We start from the raw sequence: 20,879 nt of genomic DNA, 5'->3' as shown, positions 1-20,879 counted from the left end.
GGGCGATCATGGCAGAACTGACCACGTTGGCCCGACCTTACGCTAAGGCTGCCTTCGAGCACGCCCAGGCCCATCAGCAACTGGCCAATTGGTCAGCCATGCTCGGCCTGGCTGCTGCGGTGTCGCAAGACGACACGATGCAGCGCCTGCTCAAGGCCCCGCGACTGACGAGCGCAGACAAGGCCGCCGCGTTTATCGACGTGTGCGGTGACAAGTTCGATGCACAGGCACAGAATTTCATTCATGTTGCCGCGGAAAACGACCGTCTCCAGCTGTTGCCGGAGATTTCGGCTCTGTTCGACCTGTACAAGGCCGAGCAAGAGAAATCCGTGGACGTGGAAGTCACCAGTGCTTTTGCGTTGAACCAAGAACAGCAAGACAAACTCGCCAAGGTTCTCAGTGCACGGCTCAGCCGGGAAGTGCGCCTGCATGCGACGGAGGACGCTTCCCTGATCGGTGGTGTCGTGATCCGCGCCGGCGACCTGGTAATCGATGGCTCGGTTCGCGGCAAGCTCGCGAAACTGGCCGAAGCATTGAAATCTTGAGTTTGAAGGGGCAGCAGAGCAATGCAGCAACTCAATCCTTCCGAAATTAGTGAAATCATCAAGGGCCGCATCGAGAAACTCGATGTAGCCTCCCAAGCCCGCAACGAAGGTACTGTCGTCAGCGTTTCTGACGGCATCGTGCGGATTCACGGTCTGGCCGACGCTATGTACGGCGAAATGATCGAGTTTCCAGGCGGCGTGTACGGTATGGCCCTCAACCTGGAGCAAGACTCCGTTGGTGCGGTAGTACTGGGCGCCTACGACACCCTCGCCGAAGGCATGAGCGCCAAGTGCACCGGCCGCATCCTCGAAGTTCCTGTTGGTAAGGAACTGCTGGGTCGCGTCGTCGACGCACTGGGCAACCCGATCGACGGCAAGGGTCCGCTGGGCAACACCGAGACCGACGCGGTCGAGAAAGTTGCTCCAGGCGTGATCTGGCGTAAGTCGGTAGACCAGCCTGTACAGACTGGCTACAAGTCCGTCGACGCCATGATCCCTGTCGGCCGTGGCCAGCGCGAGCTGATCATCGGTGACCGTCAGATCGGCAAGACCGCCATGGCCATCGACGCCATCATCAACCAGAAGGACTCCGGTATCTTCTGCGTTTATGTCGCTGTCGGCCAGAAGCGCTCCACCGTTGCCAACATCGTTCGCAAGCTGGAAGAAAACGGCGCCCTGGCCAACACCATCGTGGTCGTTGCCAGTGCTTCGGAATCCGCCGCACTGCAATTCCTGGCGCCATACGCCGGTTGCACCATGGGCGAGTTCTTCCGTGACCGCGGTGAAGACGCGCTGATCGTTTACGATGACCTGTCCAAGCAGGCCGTTGCCTACCGTCAGATCTCCCTGCTGCTGCGCCGTCCACCAGGACGTGAAGCGTACCCAGGTGACGTGTTCTATCTCCACTCCCGTCTGCTGGAGCGTGCATCGCGCGTTTCCGAAGAGTACGTGGAGAAGTTCACCAACGGTGCAGTAACTGGCAAGACCGGTTCCCTGACCGCACTGCCGATCATCGAAACCCAGGCTGGCGACGTTTCCGCGTTCGTTCCGACCAACGTGATCTCGATCACCGACGGTCAGATCTTCCTGGAATCGGCCATGTTCAACTCGGGCATCCGCCCTGCAGTGAACGCCGGTGTTTCGGTATCCCGTGTGGGTGGTGCCGCTCAGACCAAGATCATCAAGAAGCTCTCCGGTGGTATCCGTACCGCTCTGGCTCAGTACCGTGAACTGGCAGCATTCGCCCAGTTCGCCTCTGACCTGGACGAAGCCACCCGCAAGCAACTCGAGCACGGCCAACGTGTTACCGAGCTGATGAAGCAGAAGCAATACGCTCCAATGTCCATCGCTGACATGGCGCTGTCGCTGTATGCCGCTGAGCGTGGGTTCCTGACCGACGTTGAAATCGCCAAGATCGGCAGCTTCGAACAAGCGCTGATCGCTTACTTCAACCGTGATCACGCCGACCTGATGGCGAAGATCAACGTGAAGGGTGACTTCAACGACGAAATCGACGCTGGCATCAAAGCCGGTATCGAGAAGTTCAAGGCCACCCAAACCTGGTAAGCCGCAGCGGGGGCTTTGCGGCCCCCGCTTGCTAACCTGATAGGTGTTACATGGCAGGCGCAAAAGAGATTCGCAGTAAGATTGCGAGCATCAAAAGCACGCAAAAAATTACCAGCGCCATGGAAAAAGTGGCGGTCAGCAAGATGCGCAAGGCTCAAATGCGCATGGCTGCTAGCCGTCCCTACGCGGAGCGCATCCGCCAGGTGATTGGTCATCTGGCCAACGCCAACCCGGAATACCGCCACCCGTTCATGATCGATCGCCCTGTGAAGCGCGCCGGTTATATCGTGGTGAGCAGTGACCGTGGTCTGTGCGGTGGCTTGAACACCAACCTGTTCAAGGCCCTGGTCAAGGACATGTCGGTAAACCGCGAACAAGGCGTCGAAATCGATCTGTGCGTAATCGGCAGCAAGGGTGCGGCATTCTTCCGCAGCTTTGGCGGCAACGTCGTTGCTGCAATCAGCCACCTGGGCGAAGAGCCGTCGATCAATGATCTGATCGGCAGCGTCAAGGTGATGCTGGACGCTTACCTGGATGGTCGTATCGATCGTCTGTCGGTGGTATCGAACAAGTTCGTGAACACCATGACGCAAACCCCAACGGTCGAGCAGTTGATTCCGTTGGTTGCAACCCCGGATCAAGAACTCAAGCACCACTGGGACTACCTCTACGAACCTGACGCCAAGGAGCTGCTGGACGGCTTGATGGTGCGTTACGTGGAGTCGCAGGTCTACCAGGCGGTGGTCGAGAACAACGCAGCTGAACAAGCTGCCCGGATGATCGCGATGAAGAACGCCACCGACAACGCCGGTGATTTGATCAGCGAATTGCAGTTGATCTACAACAAGGCGCGTCAGGCTGCGATCACCCAAGAGATCTCGGAAATCGTCGGCGGCGCTGCCGCGGTTTAACGGTTCAAATATTCAGAGGATCCAGCTATGAGTAGCGGACGTATCGTTCAAATCATCGGCGCCGTCATCGACGTGGAATTTCCACGTGACGTCGTGCCGAATGTCTACAGCGCGCTGAAAGTACAAGGCGCGGAAACCACTCTGGAAGTTCAGCAGCAGCTGGGCGACGGCGTTGTTCGTACCATCGCGATGGGTTCGACCGAAGGCCTGAAGCGCGGTCTGGACGTGATCGACTCCAAGGCTCCTATCTCCGTACCGGTCGGTAAAGCGACCCTGGGCCGGATCATGGACGTCCTCGGCAACCCGATCGACGAAGCTGGCCCGATCGGTGAAGAAGAGCGCTGGGGTATCCACCGCGCCGCTCCTTCCTTCGCTGACCAGGCAGGCGGCAACGACCTGCTGGAAACCGGCATCAAGGTTATCGACCTGGTTTGCCCGTTCGCCAAGGGTGGTAAGGTTGGTCTGTTCGGTGGTGCCGGTGTCGGCAAGACCGTAAACATGATGGAACTGATCCGTAACATCGCGATCGAGCACAGCGGTTATTCCGTGTTCGCCGGTGTGGGTGAGCGTACTCGTGAGGGTAACGACTTCTACCACGAGATGAAGGACTCCAACGTTCTCGACAAGGTAGCGCTGGTCTACGGTCAGATGAACGAGCCACCAGGAAACCGTCTGCGCGTAGCGCTGACCGGCCTGACCATGGCCGAGAAGTTCCGTGACGAAGGTAACGACGTTCTGCTGTTCGTCGACAACATCTATCGTTACACCCTGGCCGGTACCGAAGTATCCGCACTGCTGGGCCGTATGCCTTCCGCAGTAGGCTACCAGCCGACCCTGGCTGAAGAGATGGGCGTTCTGCAAGAGCGCATCACCTCCACCAAGGAAGGTTCGATTACTTCGATCCAGGCCGTATACGTACCTGCGGACGACCTGACCGACCCGTCGCCGGCGACCACCTTCGCCCACTTGGACGCCACCGTCGTACTGTCCCGTGACATCGCTTCCCTGGGTATCTACCCAGCGGTAGACCCACTGGACTCGACCTCCCGTCAGCTGGACCCGCTGGTGATCGGTACCGAGCACTACGAGACCGCTCGTGGCGTTCAGTATGTTCTGCAGCGCTACAAGGAGCTGAAGGACATCATCGCGATCCTGGGTATGGACGAACTGTCCGAGACCGACAAGCAACTCGTTGCTCGTGCTCGTAAGATCCAGCGCTTCCTGTCCCAGCCGTTCTTCGTGGCAGAAGTCTTCACCGGTTCTCCAGGCAAATACGTTTCCCTGAAAGACACCATCGCTGGCTTCAGCGGCATCCTCAAAGGTGACTACGACCACCTGCCAGAACAAGCGTTCTACATGGTCGGCAGCATCGACGAAGCGATCGAGAAAGCCAAGAAACTGTAATCCCGGCGCCCCGAAAGGGGCGCTAATCAGGTCGAGGCAAGCAAATGGCTATGACAGTCCATTGCGATATCGTCAGCGCGGAAGGAGAAATCTTCTCCGGTCTGGTCGAGATGTTGGTTGCTCACGGCAACCTGGGTGATCTTGGTATCGCCCCGGGTCACGCGCCGCTGATCACCAACCTCAAGCCGGGTCCGATCACGCTGACCAAGCAAGGCGGCTCGCAGGAGATCTTCTACATCTCCGGTGGCTTCCTTGAGGTCCAGCCGAACATGGTCAAGGTTCTCGCCGACACCGTGCAGCGCGCTGGTGACCTGGATGAAGCTCAGGCGCAGGAAGCAGTGAAAGCTGCTGAAAACGCCCTGAACACCAAAGGCGCGGATTTCGACTATTCGGCCGCCGCCGCACGCCTGGCCGAGGCCGCAGCTCAGCTGCGTACCGTCCAGCAACTTCGCAAGGGCCGTTGATTCGGTCATCTGTGAAGCGATTGAGTTAAAGGGTAGCCTCGGCTACCCTTTTTCTTTTTCCGCTGTTTTCTTCCGGTCACAGCGCTGACCGCCCAGGATTGGTAGCCAGTCAATGTCTCTCGATATCGTCATTCTCGCTGCGGGCCAAGGCACGCGCATGCGTTCCGCCCTGCCTAAGGTTCTTCATCCGGTCGCCGGCGATTCCATGCTCGGCCATGTTATCCACAGCGCCCGCCAGCTTCAGCCCCAAGGCATCCATGTGGTGATCGGCCACGGTGCCGAGCTGGTACGCGAGCGTCTCGCCGCGGATGATCTGAATTTTGTGCTGCAGGACAAGCAACTGGGTACCGGCCACGCGGTCGCCCAAGCCCTGCCGGCCCTGAGTGCCGACACTGTGCTGATTCTCTACGGTGACGTCCCGCTGATCGAGGTCGAAACCCTGCAGCGCCTGCTGGCCAAGGTCAACGATCAGCAACTGGGCCTGCTCACCGTCACCCTGGACGACCCGACCGGCTATGGCCGTATCGTCCGTGACGCCGACGGCAAGGTCGCAGCCATCGTCGAGCACAAGGATGCCAGCGATGCGCAGAAGACCATCCGCGAAGGCAACACCGGTATCCTCGCCGTGCCTGGCAAGCACATGGCCGAATGGCTGGGACGCCTGTCCAACGACAACGCCCAGGGCGAGTACTACCTGACTGACGTGATCGCCATGGCCGTGGCCGACGGGCTGGTCGTCGCCACCGAGCAACCGCACGACCCGATGGAAGTGCAGGGCGCCAACGACCGTCGTCAGTTGGCCGAGCTGGAGCGCCACTATCAGTTCCGCGAGGCCCGTCGCCTGATGGCCCTGGGCGTGACCCTGCGGGATCCGGCGCGCTTCGATGTGCGCGGTGAAGTCACCGTCGGCCGCGACGTGCTGATTGATATCAACGTGATTCTCGAAGGCAAGGTGGTCATCGAGGACGATGTACAGATCGGCCCGAATTGCGTGATCAAGAACAGCACCCTGCGCAAGGGCGCGATCATCAAGGCCAACAGCCATCTCGAAGGTGCGGTGATGGGCGAGGGCAGCGATGCCGGTCCATTCGCCCGCCTGCGTCCGGGCAGCGTGCTGGAAGCCCGGGCCCATGTGGGTAACTTCGTCGAGTTGAAGAATGCCCACCTGGGTGAAGGCGCCAAGGCCGGTCACTTGACCTACCTGGGTGATGCCGAGATCGGCGCACGCACGAACATTGGAGCGGGCACCATCACCTGCAACTACGATGGCGCCAACAAATTCAAGACCATCCTTGGCGAGGACGTGTTCATCGGTTCCAATAACTCGCTGGTCGCCCCTGTGGATATCCAGTCGGGTGCCACCACGGCTGCTGGCTCGACCATCAACCAGAATGTCGCCGAGGGCCAACTGGCCGTGGCGCGTGCGCGCCAGCGTAATATCGATGGCTGGAAGCGGCCAGAGAAGATCAAGAAGAGCTGATTTATCCACAGCTCGGGAAAAGGCCGACCTGCCTTGTGCATAAGTCGGCTTTTTTATTTCTGCCTTATCGTGTGAATAAGCGGGAAATGTTATCCACATCGCCTTTCATCGAATTGGCGCTTGACCAAATGAAAGCTTTGGGTTTTGATCTGCGCACTTATCTTTCGAATCGAAACTTAAAGCCGAATGTCGAAACGAAATACGCCACAACGTCGCCATAACATCCTCGCGTTGCTCAACGAACAGGGCGAAGTGAGTGTGGATGGGTTGGCAAGGCGTTTCGAAACGTCCGAAGTCACCATCCGCAAGGATCTCGCCGCCCTTGAATCCAATGGCTTGCTGCTGCGTCGCTACGGTGGTGCGGTGACAATGCCGCAGGAACTGATCGCCGACCAGGCCCAGCCGGTTTCCCAGTACAAGAAAGCAATCGCCCGTGCAGCTGTCTCGCGGATTCGCGAGCATGCACGAATCATCATCGACAGCGGCAGTACAACTGCCGCGATGATTCCCGAACTGGGCCAGCAGCCCGGCCTGGTGGTGATGACCAATTCCTTGAACGTCGCCCGTGCCCTCAGCGAGTTGGAGCACGAGCCGGTACTGCTCATGACGGGCGGTACCTGGGACCCGCATTCGGAGTCCTTTCAGGGGCAGGTCGCCGAGCAGGTGCTACGTTCATACGATTTCGACCAGTTGTTCATCGGTGCCGATGGCATCGATCTGGTCCGTGGCACCACCACCTTCAACGAACTGCTCGGCCTGAGCCGGGTCATGGCCGAGGTGGCTCGGGAAGTGATTGTGATGGTCGAGTCGGACAAGGTCGGACGCAAGATCCCCAACCTCGAGCTGCCGTGGAGCAGCGTGAATACCCTGATTACCGATGAACGCCTGCCCCAAGTGGCACGCGAACAGATTGAAGCCCGCGGCATCAACGTGATTTGTGCCGCTATCAGCCAGGAGCGTTAATTTATGTGTGGAATCGTTGGCGCCATCGCCGAGCGCAATATCACCGCCATTCTGATCGAAGGCCTCAAGCGTCTGGAATACCGCGGTTATGACAGCGCTGGCCTGGCCGTCTTCACCCAGCAAGGCACTCTGGAGCGCCGTCGGCGCATCGGCAAGGTCAGCGAGCTGCAGGCTGCGGTTGCAGCCGATCCACTGGCCGGCCAGTTGGGCATCGCCCACACCCGCTGGGCCACCCACGGCGCACCGACCGAGCACAACGCCCACCCGCATTTCTCCGGTAATCAGCTGGCGGTAGTGCACAACGGTATCATCGAGAACCACGAGGTCCTGCGCGAAAATCTCAAGTCCCTGGGCTACGTGTTCAGCTCGGAGACCGATACCGAGGTGATCGTGCACCTGCTGGACCACACCCTGAAGACCATTCCTGACCTGGCCGACGCCCTCAAGGCTGTGGTCAAGCAACTGCATGGCGCTTACGGTCTGGCGGTTATCAGCGCCAAGCAGCCTGATCGCCTGGTTGCCGCCCGTAGTGGCAGCCCGTTGGTGATCGGTCTGGGTCTTGGCGAAAACTTCCTGGCGTCCGACCAACTGGCCCTGCGCCAGGTCACCGACCGTTTCATGTACCTGGAAGAAGGCGACATCGCCGAGATCCGTCGGGAGCAGGTGACCATCTGGGACGCCAGCGGCGCCCCGGTACAGCGTGAAACCGTGCAATACCACGAAGGTGCGGAAGCCGCCGACAAGGGCGCCTATCGCCACTTCATGCTCAAGGAAATCCACGAGCAGCCCACCGTGGTCCAGCGCACGCTGGAAGGCCGTCTGGGTACGGACCACGTCATGGTCCAGGCTTTCGGTCCGAAAGCGGCCGAGCTGTTCGCCAAGGTGCGCAACGTCCAGATCGTTGCCTGCGGCACCAGCTACCACGCCGGCATGGTCGCCCGTTACTGGCTGGAAGAACTGGCCGGCATTCCGTGCCAAGTCGAGGTTGCCAGCGAGTTCCGCTACCGCAAGGTAGTGGTGCAGCCGGACACCCTGTTCGTTTCCATCTCCCAGTCCGGTGAAACCGCCGACACCCTGGCCGCCCTGCGCAACGCCAAGGAACTGGGCTTCCTCGGCAGCCTGGCGATCTGCAACGTCGGCATCAGCTCGCTGGTACGTGAATCCGACCTGACCCTGCTCACCCTGGCCGGCCCGGAAATCGGCGTCGCTTCGACCAAGGCCTTCACCACCCAACTGGTCTCGCTGATGCTGCTGACCCTGGCCCTGGGTCAGGTGCGCGGTACTCTAGGCGCTGGCGTCGAAGCCGAGCTGGTGGAGCAACTGCGCCGCCTGCCGGTGCGCCTGGGTGAGGCGTTGGCTATGGACGCCACCGTCGAGAAGATCTCCGAGCTGTTCGCCGACAAGCACCACACCCTGTTCCTCGGCCGCGGTGCGCAATTCCCGGTGGCGATGGAAGGTGCGCTGAAGCTCAAGGAAATCTCCTACATCCATGCCGAAGCCTACCCGGCGGGTGAGCTCAAGCATGGTCCGCTGGCCCTGGTCGACGACGACATGCCGGTGGTGACCGTGGCACCGAACAACGAGTTGCTGGAAAAGCTCAAGTCCAACCTGCAGGAAGTCCGTGCGCGTGGTGGTCAGTTGGTGGTCTTCGCTGATGAACAGGCAAGCATGAGCAATGGCGAAGGCACCCACGTCATTTCCATGCCGCACATCGCCGATGCCCTGGCGCCGATTCTGTACACCATTCCTCTGCAGTTGCTTTCGTATTACGTGGCGGTGCTGAAGGGGACTGATGTGGATCAGCCACGGAACCTGGCCAAATCCGTAACGGTCGAGTAAGCGACGGTCCCTACATGCCGGAGAGGTTCGCCTCTCCGGCCTTCCGCTTCATCCCCGTGCCCCTTCCCGCAATGACTTGGGCAGCCTGACGACCCAAGCGCCCGGCCCCGTAATCACCAACCCTGCATAAAGCACGGCGAACAGCCAGGCGAACTGTCCCTCTTCCAGTGTCCACCCAGGATGCACCACCACCAGCGCCACACCCAGCACTGCCAATACCGGCAGACAGGCCAGCCGGGCAAACACGCCCAGGATCAGCAGTACCGGACAAACCACCTCCGCAAACACCGCTATTGTCAGGGTCAGTGTTGGCCCCAGGCCAAAGGGATCTTCGATCCGTTGCAACTCGACACTCCAGTTGAGCAGCTTCGGCAGGCCGTGGATCTGCAGCAGAAGTACGGCCGCCGAAACCCTCAGGAACAGCAGGCCAAAGGGTAATGAGAGGTCTGCCCAGGTTTTGTTGGTGCGTTGGATGTCCATTGGATGAGTCCTTGTGTCGGGAAGTGGAAGTGTCGATAGCTAGCGGCTGACCGGACGCCCCATGGCGTGTCTCAGGACTGAAGGTACGACCCGGAAAACCAGCAAGGCCAGGACGCCAACTCCCAGTGTCAGCAGGCCGAGCGCCAGGTACTCCTTGAGGCATTCGAAGGCGTACAGGATCGTTTCGCCGAAGCCAGCACCCAGGGCGAGCGCACTGCCGCTCCAGAGCGTCGAACCCAGTAGGCTGCAGGCAACGAAATGGGCCTTGGACATGCCCATCTGCCCCGCCAGCAAGGTGGAAACCGCGCCCGCACCGGGGATGAACCTGGCAAAGACCAGCACTACCGCCCCATGCCGCAGATAGGCGTTTCGCCCGTGCGTCAGGGCGGCGCTCATCCTTGGTGAACTGCGTCCGATCCTGCGGGTGAGGACGTCGCCGAAGCGCGCGCCCAGGACATACCAGAGACTGTCGGCCAGCAAGCAGCAGAGCATTGCCATCAACACGATCAGCGCGAGATCCGATGAGCCTTGCTCGCTGGCGAACGCTCCTGCCAGCACCAGCGACGGGTAGGAGGGGACAGGCAGGCCGATCTGATCGCCGAACACGTTCAGGGCCAGCAGGGACAACGGATGACTGCTTGCGAAGCTCTCGACGAAGCCCATGGCGACACCTTTGGCAAAAGGGATGAAAACGGGTTCAGTGAGTGTGTCGTTGCGCCAGCAGGTGACGAATCCGCACCGGCACACCGTCCGTTTGAAACGTCCGCACCCGGGCCTCGATCTTCAGTTCGCCGCGGGTCACGCGGTGGTGATGGCGCAGGTGTTCAAGCCAGGATTCCTCGAAGAAAAACTCTTGCCACAGGGCAGGCTCGGCACTGTCTTGCATCAGCCCCCAGGACAGCGCGCCGTTGCGCTTGCGCATGGCTTTCAGGTCGCGGACGGCTTCAACGAACTCCCCGGCTTTGCTGGGATCGATGTGGTACTCGACCGTCACCATGACCGGACCGCGCTCCTGATCCATTTCGTCGCTCAGCAGCGGCGTTGGCCAATGCAGCGAAGGGGCCAGTTCCTCGGCCTCGGTCTCGGGAAGCGCGACCTTGCAGGTGATGAGGGTGCCGACGGCCAGTCCACCCGCGGCGAGCAGCAAGCTCAGGGTGATCGAGGCGTGGCTGGCGATGCTGCCCCAGAGCAGCCCGCCACCGGCCATGGCGCCGAAGAACACCAGGATGTACACCGACAGCGCCCGCGCCCGTACCCACGCCGGCACCGCGGTCTGGGCGGCGACCTGCATGTTGGAAAGCACGGCGATCCAGGCTGCACCACTCAGCAGCATCGCCGGCATCAGCACGTAGAAGTTGCGGACCGAGGCCAGCACCAGCAGGAACAGCGCGTAGAGCAGGCTGGCAATCATCACCAGGCGATCCCGGCTGACCCTTTCCCGCAGACGTGGCAGAAGGGTCGCACCGCCGACGGCACCGATACCGATTGCCGCGAGCAACATGCCGAAGTCGGCGGCCGTGCCCTGCATCTCGCCGCGTACGATCAGCGGCAGCAGCGATGTCCCGGCGCTGGCGAACAGGAAGAAGGCGAGGGCGCGAACCAGCACGGCCTGGAGGGGTTTGGAACTGCGGGTAAAGCGCAATCCAGTACGCATGGCGCCGAGGAAGCGCTCCGCGGGAAGCAGTGGTTCCTTCACCTCGCGCTTCCAGGTGAACAGCACCAGGATGACGCCAGCGAACGAGATCGCGTTAAGGGCGAAGGTCAGCCATGGTCCGACCAGGCTTACCACCAAACCCGCCAGCGCCGGCCCGATCGCTCGCGACACGTTGATGCCGACACTGGAGATCGCCACCGCGTTGGGCAGGTCTTCCTTGCCCACCAGTTCAGGCGTAAGCGCGCTCCAGGCGGGCATCATCAGCGCGGTGCCGATGCCCAGGGCGAGGGTGAGGACCAGCAGCAGGGTAACGTTCATCAGGCCCAGCAGCGTCAGGCTGGCCAGGGTCACGGCCACTGCCGACATCCACAGTTGCACGAGCAACAGGTAGCGGCGCTTATCGACGATGTCGGCTGCCGCGCCGGCCGGCAGGGCGAGGAAGAACATGGGTAGCGAGCCCGCGACCTGGATCAACGCCACGTGCAACGGGTTGACGGACAGGGTGGTCATCAGCCAGCCGGCGCCGACCTCGTGCATCCAGGTGCCGATGTTGGAGGCGATGGTCGCGATCCACAGCAGGCGGAAGGTGCGGTTGCGCAGGGGACTCCAGGCGCCTGATGTCGATGTGCTCATTCCGTTGTCGCCTTTGAGAGGGAGGACGTGATCCAGGACGGGGCCCGGTGCGTTGTGTCAGTCACTTTACTGTCGCTATCTGCGTGTACAAATAGCGATTAAGTTGAATGACTGTCCCTCTCAGGGTGACAATATTTTCCTGCCTTCTTCTTTTTCCTTTTTTCTCAAGCCGCTGCACGTCGCAAGGGTCGCGCCGCGAACGGCTTCCAGCAGAAACGATCTGCCAGACAAAAGTAGTGAAAACAGGCAAGAACCTGTCCTGTCCACGCGATCAGCTTTGGTAGAAACCCCGTAGATTCGGGGCCCAAAGGCGATTCCGGTGTCTTGCGCCGGAAACATCAAATTGCCATTCTCCGACGTGCTGAAACGTCCAGCAGAGCGGTTTTCCTGCCCTCGGCCGGCGCGCAGCAGCAGATCCCAAAGCCCTCTGAGTCCGTGAGCTCATGGCACGTCGTATCGGAAGCCAACGCATGAATATAAAAACAAAGCTGACGTGTGCATTCGGCGTTCTCGCCGTCATCCCGGTGGCGCTGATCGCCTGCCTGGTGGTCTACAACCTCAACGAACAAGCCCGCGATGGCTTCGTGGATACCTCTGGCCGGGAGATCCGGCAGATCGATAACACGGTCAACGTCTTCCTCGACTCCATCGCGCAGAACGTCGCGCAATGGGCCGATGACCCGCAGATCGTCAACACGAAGGAACTGAAGGTTTATACCGGTGAGGACGCACCGAGCATCCCTCTGTCCGAGGGCAGCCGTGCCTTGCTCGAACGGTTCACCCGCTACGCCAAGGCGCACCCGACCACGGCGTTCGTCTCGATGGCGCGCACCGATGGCAACTACGTGGCCTGGCCCGACGATGCGCAACTGAAGAACTACGATCCGCGCAAGCGCCCCTGGTACCAGTTGGCGGTCGCCAACCCCGGCAAGGTCATGCGCACCAGCGCGTACCTGTGGGACAAGGAAGCACTGATCTGTACGGTACGCACCATTCACGGCCCTTCCGGCGAAGTGGTCGGAGTGATGGGTACCGATGTGTCACTGGGGCAATTGGCCGGCTTCATCGGTAAAACCAAGCTGGGCGAAAGCGGCTATTTGATGCTGGTCGAGGACACCGGCGCGGTTCTGGTGGACCCGAGCAATCCGAACCACGCCTTCAAGCAGCTTAAGGACCTGGGCGGCGAATACGCGCAATTGGCCGGCACCAGCAAGGGCCTGGTAGAGGTGGAGTTGGACGGCAAGCGCTACATGGCTAACGTCTGGACCTCGCCGACCCTGGGCTGGCGTTTCATCGGTCTGATCGAGAAGAGTGAAGTCATGGCCGGGGTCACCAGCCTGACCTGGACCATCGCCGTTATTGCTCTGGTGCTGGCGGTGCTTTTCGCGGCACTCGGCGCGGCGTTTGCCAACGTGATCATCAAGCCTATCAACGGCGTTTCCGGCAGCCTGGAAGACATCGCCCAGGGCGAAGGCGACCTGACCCGTTCGCTGCCGATCACAGGCAATGACGAAACCGCGACCCTGGCCGGCTGGTTCAACCAGTTCCTGGAACGTATCCGCGCTCTGGTTCAGCGCATTGGCCATGCCTCGGCCGATCTGCAGACCGCCTCGGAAACCAACAGCCAGATTGCCTCGAACATGGGCGATGCCACCGGGCGCCAGCGCCAGGCGGTGGAACTGGTGTCGACGGCGTTCAACGAAATGGTCGCCACCGCCAACGAAGTGGCGAAATCCTGCAGCCAGGCGGCGACCTCGGCCGATGCCGGGCAGCGCCAGGTCAGTACCGGCCAGCAACAGATCGAACAGGCTACCAGCAGCGTCGCCCGTCTCAGCGAGAACCTGTTGCAGGCCACGGAGGCCATGCAGGAGCTGGAGCGCGAGAGCCAGGACATCAACACCATCCTCGGCACCATCCGCTCGATTGCCGAGCAGACCAACCTGCTGGCGCTGAACGCAGCGATCGAGGCGGCGCGGGCTGGAGAGCAGGGACGTGGTTTCGCCGTGGTAGCCGATGAAGTGCGGGCACTGGCGAAGCGTACCGCTGACTCGACCGGTGAGATCGATGGCCTGCTCGGTGGGCTGGCGCGCCGGGCGCAGGATGTCACGCAGCAGATGCGCAGCAGCCTGGACATGTCGCAGCAGAGCGTCGACAGCATTCGCGAGGCGCGGGACAGCTTCGAGGGGATTCGTGCGTCGGTAGACGAGATCCGCGACCAGAGCACGCAGATCGCCACGGCGGCTGAAGAGCAGCACCAGGTGGCGGAAGACATCAACCAGCACATCATCCAGATCCAGGCGGATGCGCAGTTGATCGAGGAACTTGCCGGGTCGGCACAGGCGGATTCGCGGCAGTTGAATGAGTTGTCGAAGGAGTTCAGGAGCCTGGTTTCGCGGTTCAGGACCTGATTCTTCTGTAGTCAGTACTGGCCTCATCGCCGGCAACGCCGGCTCCCACAGGGGGCGCGGTGCATGCGGTCCTTGTGGGAGCCGGCGTTGGGGCCCTGAAGATCAGATCTGCATCGCCATCCCATCCACATTCATCGCCGCCTGGCGCAACGCCTCGGAGCGGGTCGGATGCGGGTGGCAGATCAGCGCGATGTCTTGCGCCGAGGCGGCGAATTCCATTGCCACGCAATACTCGCCGATCATCTCGCTGACGCTCGGTCCTACCAGGTGCACGCCCAGCACCTCATCGGTATTGGCATCGGCGATGACCTTGGCGAAGCCCTCGGTCTCGTGGTTGATCTTGGCCCGGCTGTTGGCCAGGAACGGGAACTTGCCGACCTTGTAGGCGCGGCCTTCGGCCTTGAGTTGTTCTTCGGTCTTGCCCACGGTGGCCAGCTCCGGCTTGGTGTAGATCACACCCGGGATCAGGCCGTAGTTCACCTCGTGCGGCTTGCCGTGGATCAGCTCGATGCAAGCGATGCCTTCGTCCTCGGCCTTGTGCGCCAGCATCGGGCCGGAGGTGACGTCGCCGATCACCCAGACACCCGGCACGCGGGTGCGATGGCCCTGGTTCTCCAGCATGCCGCGCTTGTCGGTGCTCAGGCCGACGCTTTCCAGGCCCAGGCCCTGGGTATAGGGACGGCGACCGATGGCCACCAGCACGTAGTCCGCCTGCAGGGTTTGCGCTTCGCCGCCCGCAGCGGGCTCCAGGGTCAGGCTGACGCTGTCGGCCGATGGCGCGGCCTGGGTCACCTTGCTGCCCAGTTTGAAACTCATGCCTTGCTTGGCGAGGGAGCGTTGCAGAGTCTTGGCGGTTTCCTCGTCGATGCCGGGGCAGATGCGGTCGAGGTATTCGATCACGGTCACTTCAGCGCCCAGGCGGCGCCATACCGAACCCAGCTCCAGGCCGATCACGCCGGCACCGATCACCACCAGGTGCTTGGGTACCTCGGGCAGCGCCAGGGCGCCGGTGGAATCGATGATGCGCTGGTTGTCGATGGTCACGCCGGGCAGGGGCGTCGGCTCGGAACCGGTGGCGATGACGATGTCCTTGGCCTGGTACTCGGTGACGTTGCCCTGGTCGTCGCTGACCTTGACCTTGCCGACACCGTCCAGCTTGCCCCAGCCCTTGATCCAGTCGACCTTGTTCTTGCGAAAGAGAAACTCGATGCCCTTGGTCAGGCCGGTCACGCTCTCATCCTTCTGCTTCATCATCTGTACCAGGTTCAGGCTCGGCTTGACCTCGATGCCGAGATGACCCAGCTCGCCGCTGGCGGCTGACTCATACAGCTCCGAAGCATGCAGCAGCGCCTTGGATGGCATGCAGCCGACGTTCAGGCAGGTGCCGCCGAGGGTCGAACGGCCTTCCACGCAGGCCACGCTCAGGCCCAGCTGGCCGGCGCGGATGGCGGCGTTGTAGCCGCCGGGACCGCCGCCGATGATGATGACGTCGTAGCTTTTCATTGTTTTGCTCCCGGATGAAGAATCGACAGTGGCGCAAGGTTAATCGCTCGATTTGGCGATTGTATACAATTTATGCCTTGGTTTTGCGCAAAATCTGCGGCTGGGAAGTTCTTGATAGCGTTCGACTATCGTCGCGATAGCCGGACAGTTCGAATCTATGAACTACCCTGTTTCGGTGACGTCCGTATGTATAAATGGGGAGGCTCAGTTCATGCTCGTGCAACTTCCACCGGTTTTGCAAAGCCTGCATCTTCCGCTCCGTCTGCGTCTGTGGGACGGCCATGAGTTCGATCTGGGTCCGCAGCCTCAGGTCACCATCATGATCAAGGACCCCAGCATGATCAGCCAGCTGACCCACCCGGGCCTGGACGAACTGGGCTCGGCGTTCGTTGAAGGCAAGCTGGACCTGGAAGGCACCATGAGCGAAGTCATCCGCATCTGCGATGAACTGAGCGAAGCCTTGCTCAAGGACGAGGAGGAGGAACTGCCAGTACGCAGCCAGCACGACAAGGCCACCGACGCGGCGGCGATTTCCTACCATTACGACCTGTCGAACGCGTTCTACCAGTTGTGGCTGGATCGCGACATGGCGTACTCCTGCGCCTACTTCAAGACGCCCGACGACAGTCTCGATCAGGCCCAGCAGAACAAGTTCGACCACCTGTGCCGCAAGCTGCGCCTGCAGAAGGGCGACTATCTGCTGGATGTCGGCTGTGGCTGGGGCGGGCTGGCGCGCTTCGCCGCGCGCGAGTATGGCGCGCGTGTCTTCGGCATCACACTGAGCAAGGAGCAACTGGCCCTCGGTCGCGAGCGGGTGGCGGCGGAAGGCCTTGAGAAGCAGGTCGAGCTGCAGATCCTCGATTACCGCGACCTGCCGCAGGATGGCCGTTTCGACAAGGTGGTCAGCGTCGGCATGTTCGAGCACGTCGGCCACGCCAACCTCGAACTGTATGCCCAGCGTCTGTTCGGTGCGGTGCGCGAGGGCGGCCTGGTGATGAACCATGGCATCACCGCCAAGCACACCGATGGCCGTCCGGTGGGGCGTGGCGCTGGCAACTTCATCGAGCGTTATGTCTTCCCCCATGGCGAGCTGCCTCACCTGTCGATGATCAGCGGCTTCATCAGCGAAGCGGGGCTGGAAGTGGTCGACGTGGAAAGCCTGCGTCTGCACTACGCGCGTACGTTGAAGTTCTGGAGCGACAATCTGGAATCACGTCTCGCCGAGGCGTCCTCCATGGTCCCGGAAAAGGCCCTGCGCATCTGGCGCCTTTACCTGGCCGGCTGTTCCTATGCCTTCTCCCGAGGCTGGATCAACCTGCACCAGATCCTCGCCGTCAAACCCCGCGCCGATGGCAGCCATGACCTGCCGCTGACCCGCGAAGACCTGTATCGCTGATCACAGGATCGGCGAAATCAACCGCGCGATACGCATCCCCAGCTGTTGCAGGCGATGCGTGTCACGGCTGTCTTCCGGAGTGATTTCCCGGGATTGCTCGAAGTCACTCACCAGCATGGTTTCCACCGTGGCGGCGAAGCCTTGGTCGATGGTCACCAAGGTGATCTCGAAGTTCAGGCGGAACGAGCGGTTGTCCAGGTTGGCGCTGCCGATGGCGGCCACGTCGTCGTCCACCAGCATCACCTTCTGATGCAGGAAGCCTGGCTGGTAGCGAAACATCCGCACCCCGGCGCGCACGGCCTCGAAGGCGAACAGGCTGGAAGCGGCGTAGACCACGCGGTGGTCCGGGCGTGACGGGATGAGGATGCGTACATCCACGCCACGCATCACCGCCAGGCGCAGCGAGGCGAAAACCGCCTCGTCGGGGATGAAGTAAGGGCTGGTTATCCACACCCGGTGCTGGGCCGCCTGGATGGCGTCGACGAAGAACAGCGAGCAGGTTTCCTGGGGATCGGCCGGGCCGCTGGCCAGGACCTGGCACAGCAGGCCGTTCTCCGGGTAGGTCTCCGGGAGAATCAGCGGCGGAAGCGCGCGCGCGGCCCAGTACCAGTCCTCGGCGAAGGATTCCTGCAGGCAGGCCAGCACCGGGCCGGTGACCTGCACGTGGGTGTCACGCCAAGGCGACAGGTGCGGGCTGCCCCCGAGGTATTCGTCGCCGACGTTATGTCCGCCGAGGAAGCCCTGCACGCCATCCACCACGACGATCTTGCGGTGATTGCGGAAGTTGACCTGGAAGCGGTTGAACCAGCCGCGGCGGGTGGCGAAGGCGCGAATCTCCACGCCGCCGTCGCGTAGGCTCTGGCTGTAGCGGGCGGGCAGGGCATGGCTGCCGACGCTGTCGTAGAGCACGAAGATCTTCACGCCCTCGGCCGCCTTTTTCAGCAGCAGGGCATGCAGGTGCCGCCCGAGCTGGTCGTCGTGGATGATGAAGAACTGCACCAGCACCGTGTCGCGCGCTTGCTCGATGGCCTTGAAGATCGCCTCGAAGGTGGCATGGCCATCGACCAGCAAGTGCACCCGGTTGTTCGCCAGGCAGGGCATGCGCCCGAGCTTGGGCAGGGCGCGCAATCCGGCGTAGGCGGGCGAGTTACTGGCTGCCAGGGCTTCCTCGACCCAAGGTCGCCAGTTCAGGTCGGCCATAGCCACGTGCATTTCCTGGTTGGCCTGGCGACGTGCCTGGATATAAGCGTCGAAGGTGCGGCTGCCGAAGATCAGGTAGGGGATCAGGGTCAGGTAGGGCATGAACAGCAGCGACAGGGCCCAGGCGATCGAGCCTTGGGCGGTACGCACAGTGAGCACCGCGTGGACGGCGGCAAGCGCGCCGATGAAATGCGTCGCACCGATGAGGTAACCGAAGAACTGGAGGCTGTGGTAATCCATACACATCCTGTGCGATCCGCCAATCGAGCCTCTAACAGACCACGATCCCGACTAGTCTTGCAACCCAAGGGGCTTTTCGAAGTCCAAGCCACATCCGGCACAGGGCCGGAAATTTCAGGAGTCACAAGATGAACATTCGCGTGTCGGCGCTAGCGCTGCTGATTGGCCTGTCGAGTCCCCTGGTCCAGGCGCAGATGCTGCAACCGGGGTTGTGGGAGCTGACCACCAGCAACATGCAGGTCGATGGCAAGCCGCTGCCGGATATGGAATTCATGCTCGGCCAGTTGAAGAACCTGCCGCCGGAGCAGCGGGCGATGATGGAGGGCGCGCTGGCCAAGCAGGGCATTACCGTGGGCGGCAAGGGCGTGCGCTCCTGCCTGACCCCGGAGCAGGTGAAGACCGATGACATCCCCCTGCAGGACCCGCAGTCGGGCTGCACCCAGCGCATCACCGACCGCAGCGGCAAGACCTGGAAGTTCGAGTTCAGTTGCCCTAAAGCCCAGGGTACCGGTCAGGCGCAGTTCCTCAGCGACCGTGAATTCACCACCGCGGTGCAAGGCACGTTCAATGCCAGCGGGGTTCAGCAGCAGGGCAGCATGAACACCCGGGCGGTATGGCTGGGCGCCAACTGCGGGACGGTGAAGCCGCGCAGCTAGAACTCGTTCTGTAGGGCCTTGTAGCCCTTCACCAGATCGATATTGGTGTGAGCGACGTCTTCGGAGAACTCCGAGGCGCTCACACTGACCGGCGGGAACTGCGCCAGATCGGTGGCCGGGCCGATGCGGGTAGTGGATGGCACGTAGAAATTCTCCGGCAAGTCGCGGCCATCCACCACCGAGTTGTGTCGTACCACGCTGCCGTCGCCGACCACGCAGTTGAACAGTACGCTGTTGAAGCCGATGAACACGCGGTTGCCCACGGTGCAGGGGCCATGGACGATCGAGCGGTGGGCGATGGAGGTAAACTCGCCGATGGTCACCGCGGCACCGGACTTGGAGTGGATCACCACACCATCCTGGATATTCGAGTTGCAGCCGATGACGATCGGCTGCATCGAGCCGGTCTCATCCACCTCGTCGGCGCGGATCACCGCGTACGGACCGACGAACACATTCTCTCCAATCACCACCTTGCCGCAGATGATTGCGGTGTGGTCCACGTACGCGGATTCGGCAATGACCGGCAGATCGCCGGTCGGGTTCTTGCGGATCATCGAAGTATCTCCGTTCGGTTACCAGTTCCACTGGCTTTGGGCGACAGCGTCATGGGCGTGCAGGCTCTCCGCGTGTTCCACGCGCAGTTGGAAGCCAGCCACCGAAGACAGGTGTCGTACTGCCAGGTTCAGGCGCCGGGCGGCGTCTTCGCAGAACATCAGGTTCTGCCCGTTGGCCAGGGCGAACGCCTGTTCGTCGGCGCGCTTCACTGCCGTCTGTACGGCGGTGCCCAAGGCAGCCTCGGCCCGATCGATCAGTTCCCGGATCGGTAGCTCGTTGCAGTCCTGCTTCAAGCGTATGCGCAGTTTCGCGGTGCTGCGCTGGCTGTGTGGAGTCGCAACGATGCCCTGGGGGCTGCCGAGCCAGCTCAGTACTTCTTCGTGGGTCAGGCTGCGGTTGCCGAAGTCGGTCAGGAACTGCTGTTGAATCAACTGCCTGGCAAGTGCGGCGGAACATGGGCAGGTGGAGGAGTAGACCACGTCCACTAATAGTTCCACGTGGAACACTTCGGCGGAGAGTCTGGCTTCGAGGACTAGCGGATAACGTTTAAAGCCGGATTCTGAACTGACCAGCGCTGGCCGCTCCAGCAGCACGTCGAAGCGCAGGGTGAGATGCGCGGAGGTGGACAGTCCCTGATGGCTGTCGAGGAACTGGCCAAGCACTCGGCGGATCAAGGCAACCGACAGCGCTTCATCCTTGAACGCGGCGAGGGCCAGGTACAGACGCGACATATGGATTCCGCGAGAGGAGCCATCACTTAGGTCCACACCGGCGTCGGCGGTGGCGTGCAAGGAGTGCTCGTCGAGGCGGATTGGTAGGGCGATGCCGCACATGCCGACCCAGTCCAGCGGCAGGGATTGTCCGTTGGCCTGGGCGGCGATATCGGGAAGGGTCAGGGCGGTCATGTTGCGAACCATCGAGTAGAAGTCTGCAATACGTTACATTATAACAATTCTATTGCCAGCACTTTTTCCACGGC

General features: G+C 61.6%; 18 protein-coding genes and 1 pseudogene. 12 read left to right on the top strand and 7 right to left on the bottom strand.

The features are described from left to right. Positions 1 to 8: 8 nt before the first annotated feature. From AC5QPF_RS31820 to glmS, 8 genes are all read left to right on the top strand, one after another. Positions 9 to 545 (top strand): F0F1 ATP synthase subunit delta, encoded by a 537-nt coding sequence (locus AC5QPF_RS31820; protein WP_042121650.1) that lies wholly within the window; start codon positions 9 to 11, stop codon positions 543 to 545. 21 nt (positions 546 to 566) lie between these two features. Continuing rightward, entirely contained in the window at positions 567 to 2,111 is a 1,545-nt protein-coding gene (atpA, locus tag AC5QPF_RS31815) for a F0F1 ATP synthase subunit alpha (RefSeq protein ID WP_458979774.1), read from the top strand. 50 nt (positions 2,112 to 2,161) lie between these two features. Then, the gene (atpG, locus tag AC5QPF_RS31810) at positions 2,162 to 3,022 is read left to right on the top strand and encodes a F0F1 ATP synthase subunit gamma (RefSeq protein ID WP_316921994.1); all 861 of its coding nucleotides are present in this window, start codon (positions 2,162 to 2,164) and stop codon (positions 3,020 to 3,022) included. Positions 3,023 to 3,049: 27 nt separating this feature from the next. Continuing rightward, on the top strand, positions 3,050 to 4,426 hold the full coding sequence (atpD, locus tag AC5QPF_RS31805; RefSeq protein WP_316921995.1) for a F0F1 ATP synthase subunit beta: 1,377 nt from the start codon (positions 3,050 to 3,052) through the stop codon (positions 4,424 to 4,426). Positions 4,427 to 4,470: 44 nt separating this feature from the next. Next, on the top strand, positions 4,471 to 4,890 hold the full coding sequence (locus AC5QPF_RS31800; RefSeq protein ID WP_330072889.1) for a F0F1 ATP synthase subunit epsilon: 420 nt from the start codon (positions 4,471 to 4,473) through the stop codon (positions 4,888 to 4,890). Between the two features lie 112 nt (positions 4,891 to 5,002). Then, positions 5,003 to 6,370, top strand: coding sequence for a bifunctional UDP-N-acetylglucosamine diphosphorylase/glucosamine-1-phosphate N-acetyltransferase GlmU (glmU, locus tag AC5QPF_RS31795; RefSeq protein ID WP_494961497.1), 1,368 nt, complete (start codon positions 5,003 to 5,005; stop codon positions 6,368 to 6,370). 186 nt (positions 6,371 to 6,556) lie between these two features. Continuing rightward, positions 6,557 to 7,333 (top strand): DeoR family transcriptional regulator, encoded by a 777-nt coding sequence (locus AC5QPF_RS31790; protein WP_494961496.1) that lies wholly within the window; start codon positions 6,557 to 6,559, stop codon positions 7,331 to 7,333. A gap of 3 nt (positions 7,334 to 7,336) precedes the next feature. Further along, on the top strand, positions 7,337 to 9,172 hold the full coding sequence (gene glmS / locus AC5QPF_RS31785) for a glutamine--fructose-6-phosphate transaminase (isomerizing) (RefSeq protein ID WP_494961495.1): 1,836 nt from the start codon (positions 7,337 to 7,339) through the stop codon (positions 9,170 to 9,172). A 48-nt stretch (positions 9,173 to 9,220) separates the two neighbouring features. On the opposite strand, the gene AC5QPF_RS31780 is transcribed toward glmS, so the two are convergent. Genes AC5QPF_RS31780 through AC5QPF_RS31770 form a run of 3 tightly spaced genes read right to left on the bottom strand, consistent with a single transcriptional unit; the run spans position 9,221 to position 11,939 of the window. After that, positions 9,221 to 9,652 carry a DoxX family membrane protein gene (locus tag AC5QPF_RS31780; RefSeq protein ID WP_494961494.1) on the bottom strand — a complete coding sequence of 144 codons (432 nt, stop codon included), beginning with the start codon at positions 9,650 to 9,652 and terminating at the stop codon, positions 9,221 to 9,223. Between the two features lie 39 nt (positions 9,653 to 9,691). Next, positions 9,692 to 10,315: a VTT domain-containing protein gene (locus AC5QPF_RS31775; RefSeq protein ID WP_494961493.1), complete on the bottom strand. Its 624-nt coding sequence runs from the start codon at positions 10,313 to 10,315 to the stop codon at positions 9,692 to 9,694. A 34-nt stretch (positions 10,316 to 10,349) separates the two neighbouring features. Continuing rightward, positions 10,350 to 11,939 (bottom strand): MFS transporter, encoded by a 1,590-nt coding sequence (locus AC5QPF_RS31770; RefSeq protein ID WP_494961492.1) that lies wholly within the window; start codon positions 11,937 to 11,939, stop codon positions 10,350 to 10,352. Between the two features lie 443 nt (positions 11,940 to 12,382). On the opposite strand from AC5QPF_RS31770, the pseudogene AC5QPF_RS31765 reads away from it, so the two are divergent. Together AC5QPF_RS31765 and AC5QPF_RS31760 are read left to right on the top strand one after the other, a co-directional pair. Continuing rightward, positions 12,383 to 13,444: pseudogene (locus AC5QPF_RS31765) on the top strand (cache domain-containing protein); the annotation flags it as partial. 135 nt (positions 13,445 to 13,579) lie between these two features. After that, on the top strand, positions 13,580 to 14,347 hold the full coding sequence (locus tag AC5QPF_RS31760) for a methyl-accepting chemotaxis protein (RefSeq protein WP_375547338.1): 768 nt from the start codon (positions 13,580 to 13,582) through the stop codon (positions 14,345 to 14,347). Positions 14,348 to 14,449: 102 nt separating this feature from the next. Here the strand turns inward: AC5QPF_RS31760 and lpdA are convergent, their stop codons facing one another. Then, the gene (gene lpdA / locus AC5QPF_RS31755) at positions 14,450 to 15,850 is read right to left on the bottom strand and encodes a dihydrolipoyl dehydrogenase (protein WP_494961491.1); all 1,401 of its coding nucleotides are present in this window, start codon (positions 15,848 to 15,850) and stop codon (positions 14,450 to 14,452) included. Positions 15,851 to 16,061: 211 nt separating this feature from the next. On the opposite strand from lpdA, the gene cfaB reads away from it, so the two are divergent. After that, positions 16,062 to 17,246 carry a C17 cyclopropane fatty acid synthase CfaB gene (gene cfaB / locus AC5QPF_RS31750; protein ID WP_494961490.1) on the top strand — a complete coding sequence of 395 codons (1,185 nt, stop codon included), beginning with the start codon at positions 16,062 to 16,064 and terminating at the stop codon, positions 17,244 to 17,246. Here cfaB and cls read toward each other — a convergent pair whose 3' ends face one another. Continuing rightward, positions 17,247 to 18,686: a cardiolipin synthase gene (gene cls, locus AC5QPF_RS31745; RefSeq protein ID WP_494961489.1), complete on the bottom strand. Its 1,440-nt coding sequence runs from the start codon at positions 18,684 to 18,686 to the stop codon at positions 17,247 to 17,249. It lies immediately after the preceding gene. Positions 18,687 to 18,814: 128 nt separating this feature from the next. Here cls and AC5QPF_RS31740 point away from each other — a divergent pair, with 128 nt between their 5' ends. Next, on the top strand, positions 18,815 to 19,342 hold the full coding sequence (locus AC5QPF_RS31740; RefSeq protein WP_494961488.1) for a DUF3617 family protein: 528 nt from the start codon (positions 18,815 to 18,817) through the stop codon (positions 19,340 to 19,342). Here the strand turns inward: AC5QPF_RS31740 and AC5QPF_RS31735 are convergent. Both AC5QPF_RS31735 and folE2 read right to left on the bottom strand, forming a co-directional pair. Further along, the gene (locus tag AC5QPF_RS31735; RefSeq protein ID WP_330072875.1) at positions 19,339 to 19,899 is read right to left on the bottom strand and encodes a gamma carbonic anhydrase family protein; all 561 of its coding nucleotides are present in this window, start codon (positions 19,897 to 19,899) and stop codon (positions 19,339 to 19,341) included. The genes AC5QPF_RS31740 and AC5QPF_RS31735 overlap by 4 nt on opposite strands. A gap of 18 nt (positions 19,900 to 19,917) precedes the next feature. Beyond that, complete coding sequence (folE2, locus tag AC5QPF_RS31730) at positions 19,918 to 20,805, bottom strand: GTP cyclohydrolase FolE2 (protein ID WP_494961487.1); 888 nt, start codon at positions 20,803 to 20,805, stop codon at positions 19,918 to 19,920. Positions 20,806 to 20,879: the final 74 nt, after the last annotated feature.

The sequence above is a fragment of the Pseudomonas sp. Con_6 genome (assembly GCF_059379395.1).
Note: the sequence above shows the minus strand (reverse complement) of the source record. Positions and strands in the feature narration are given on the sequence as shown.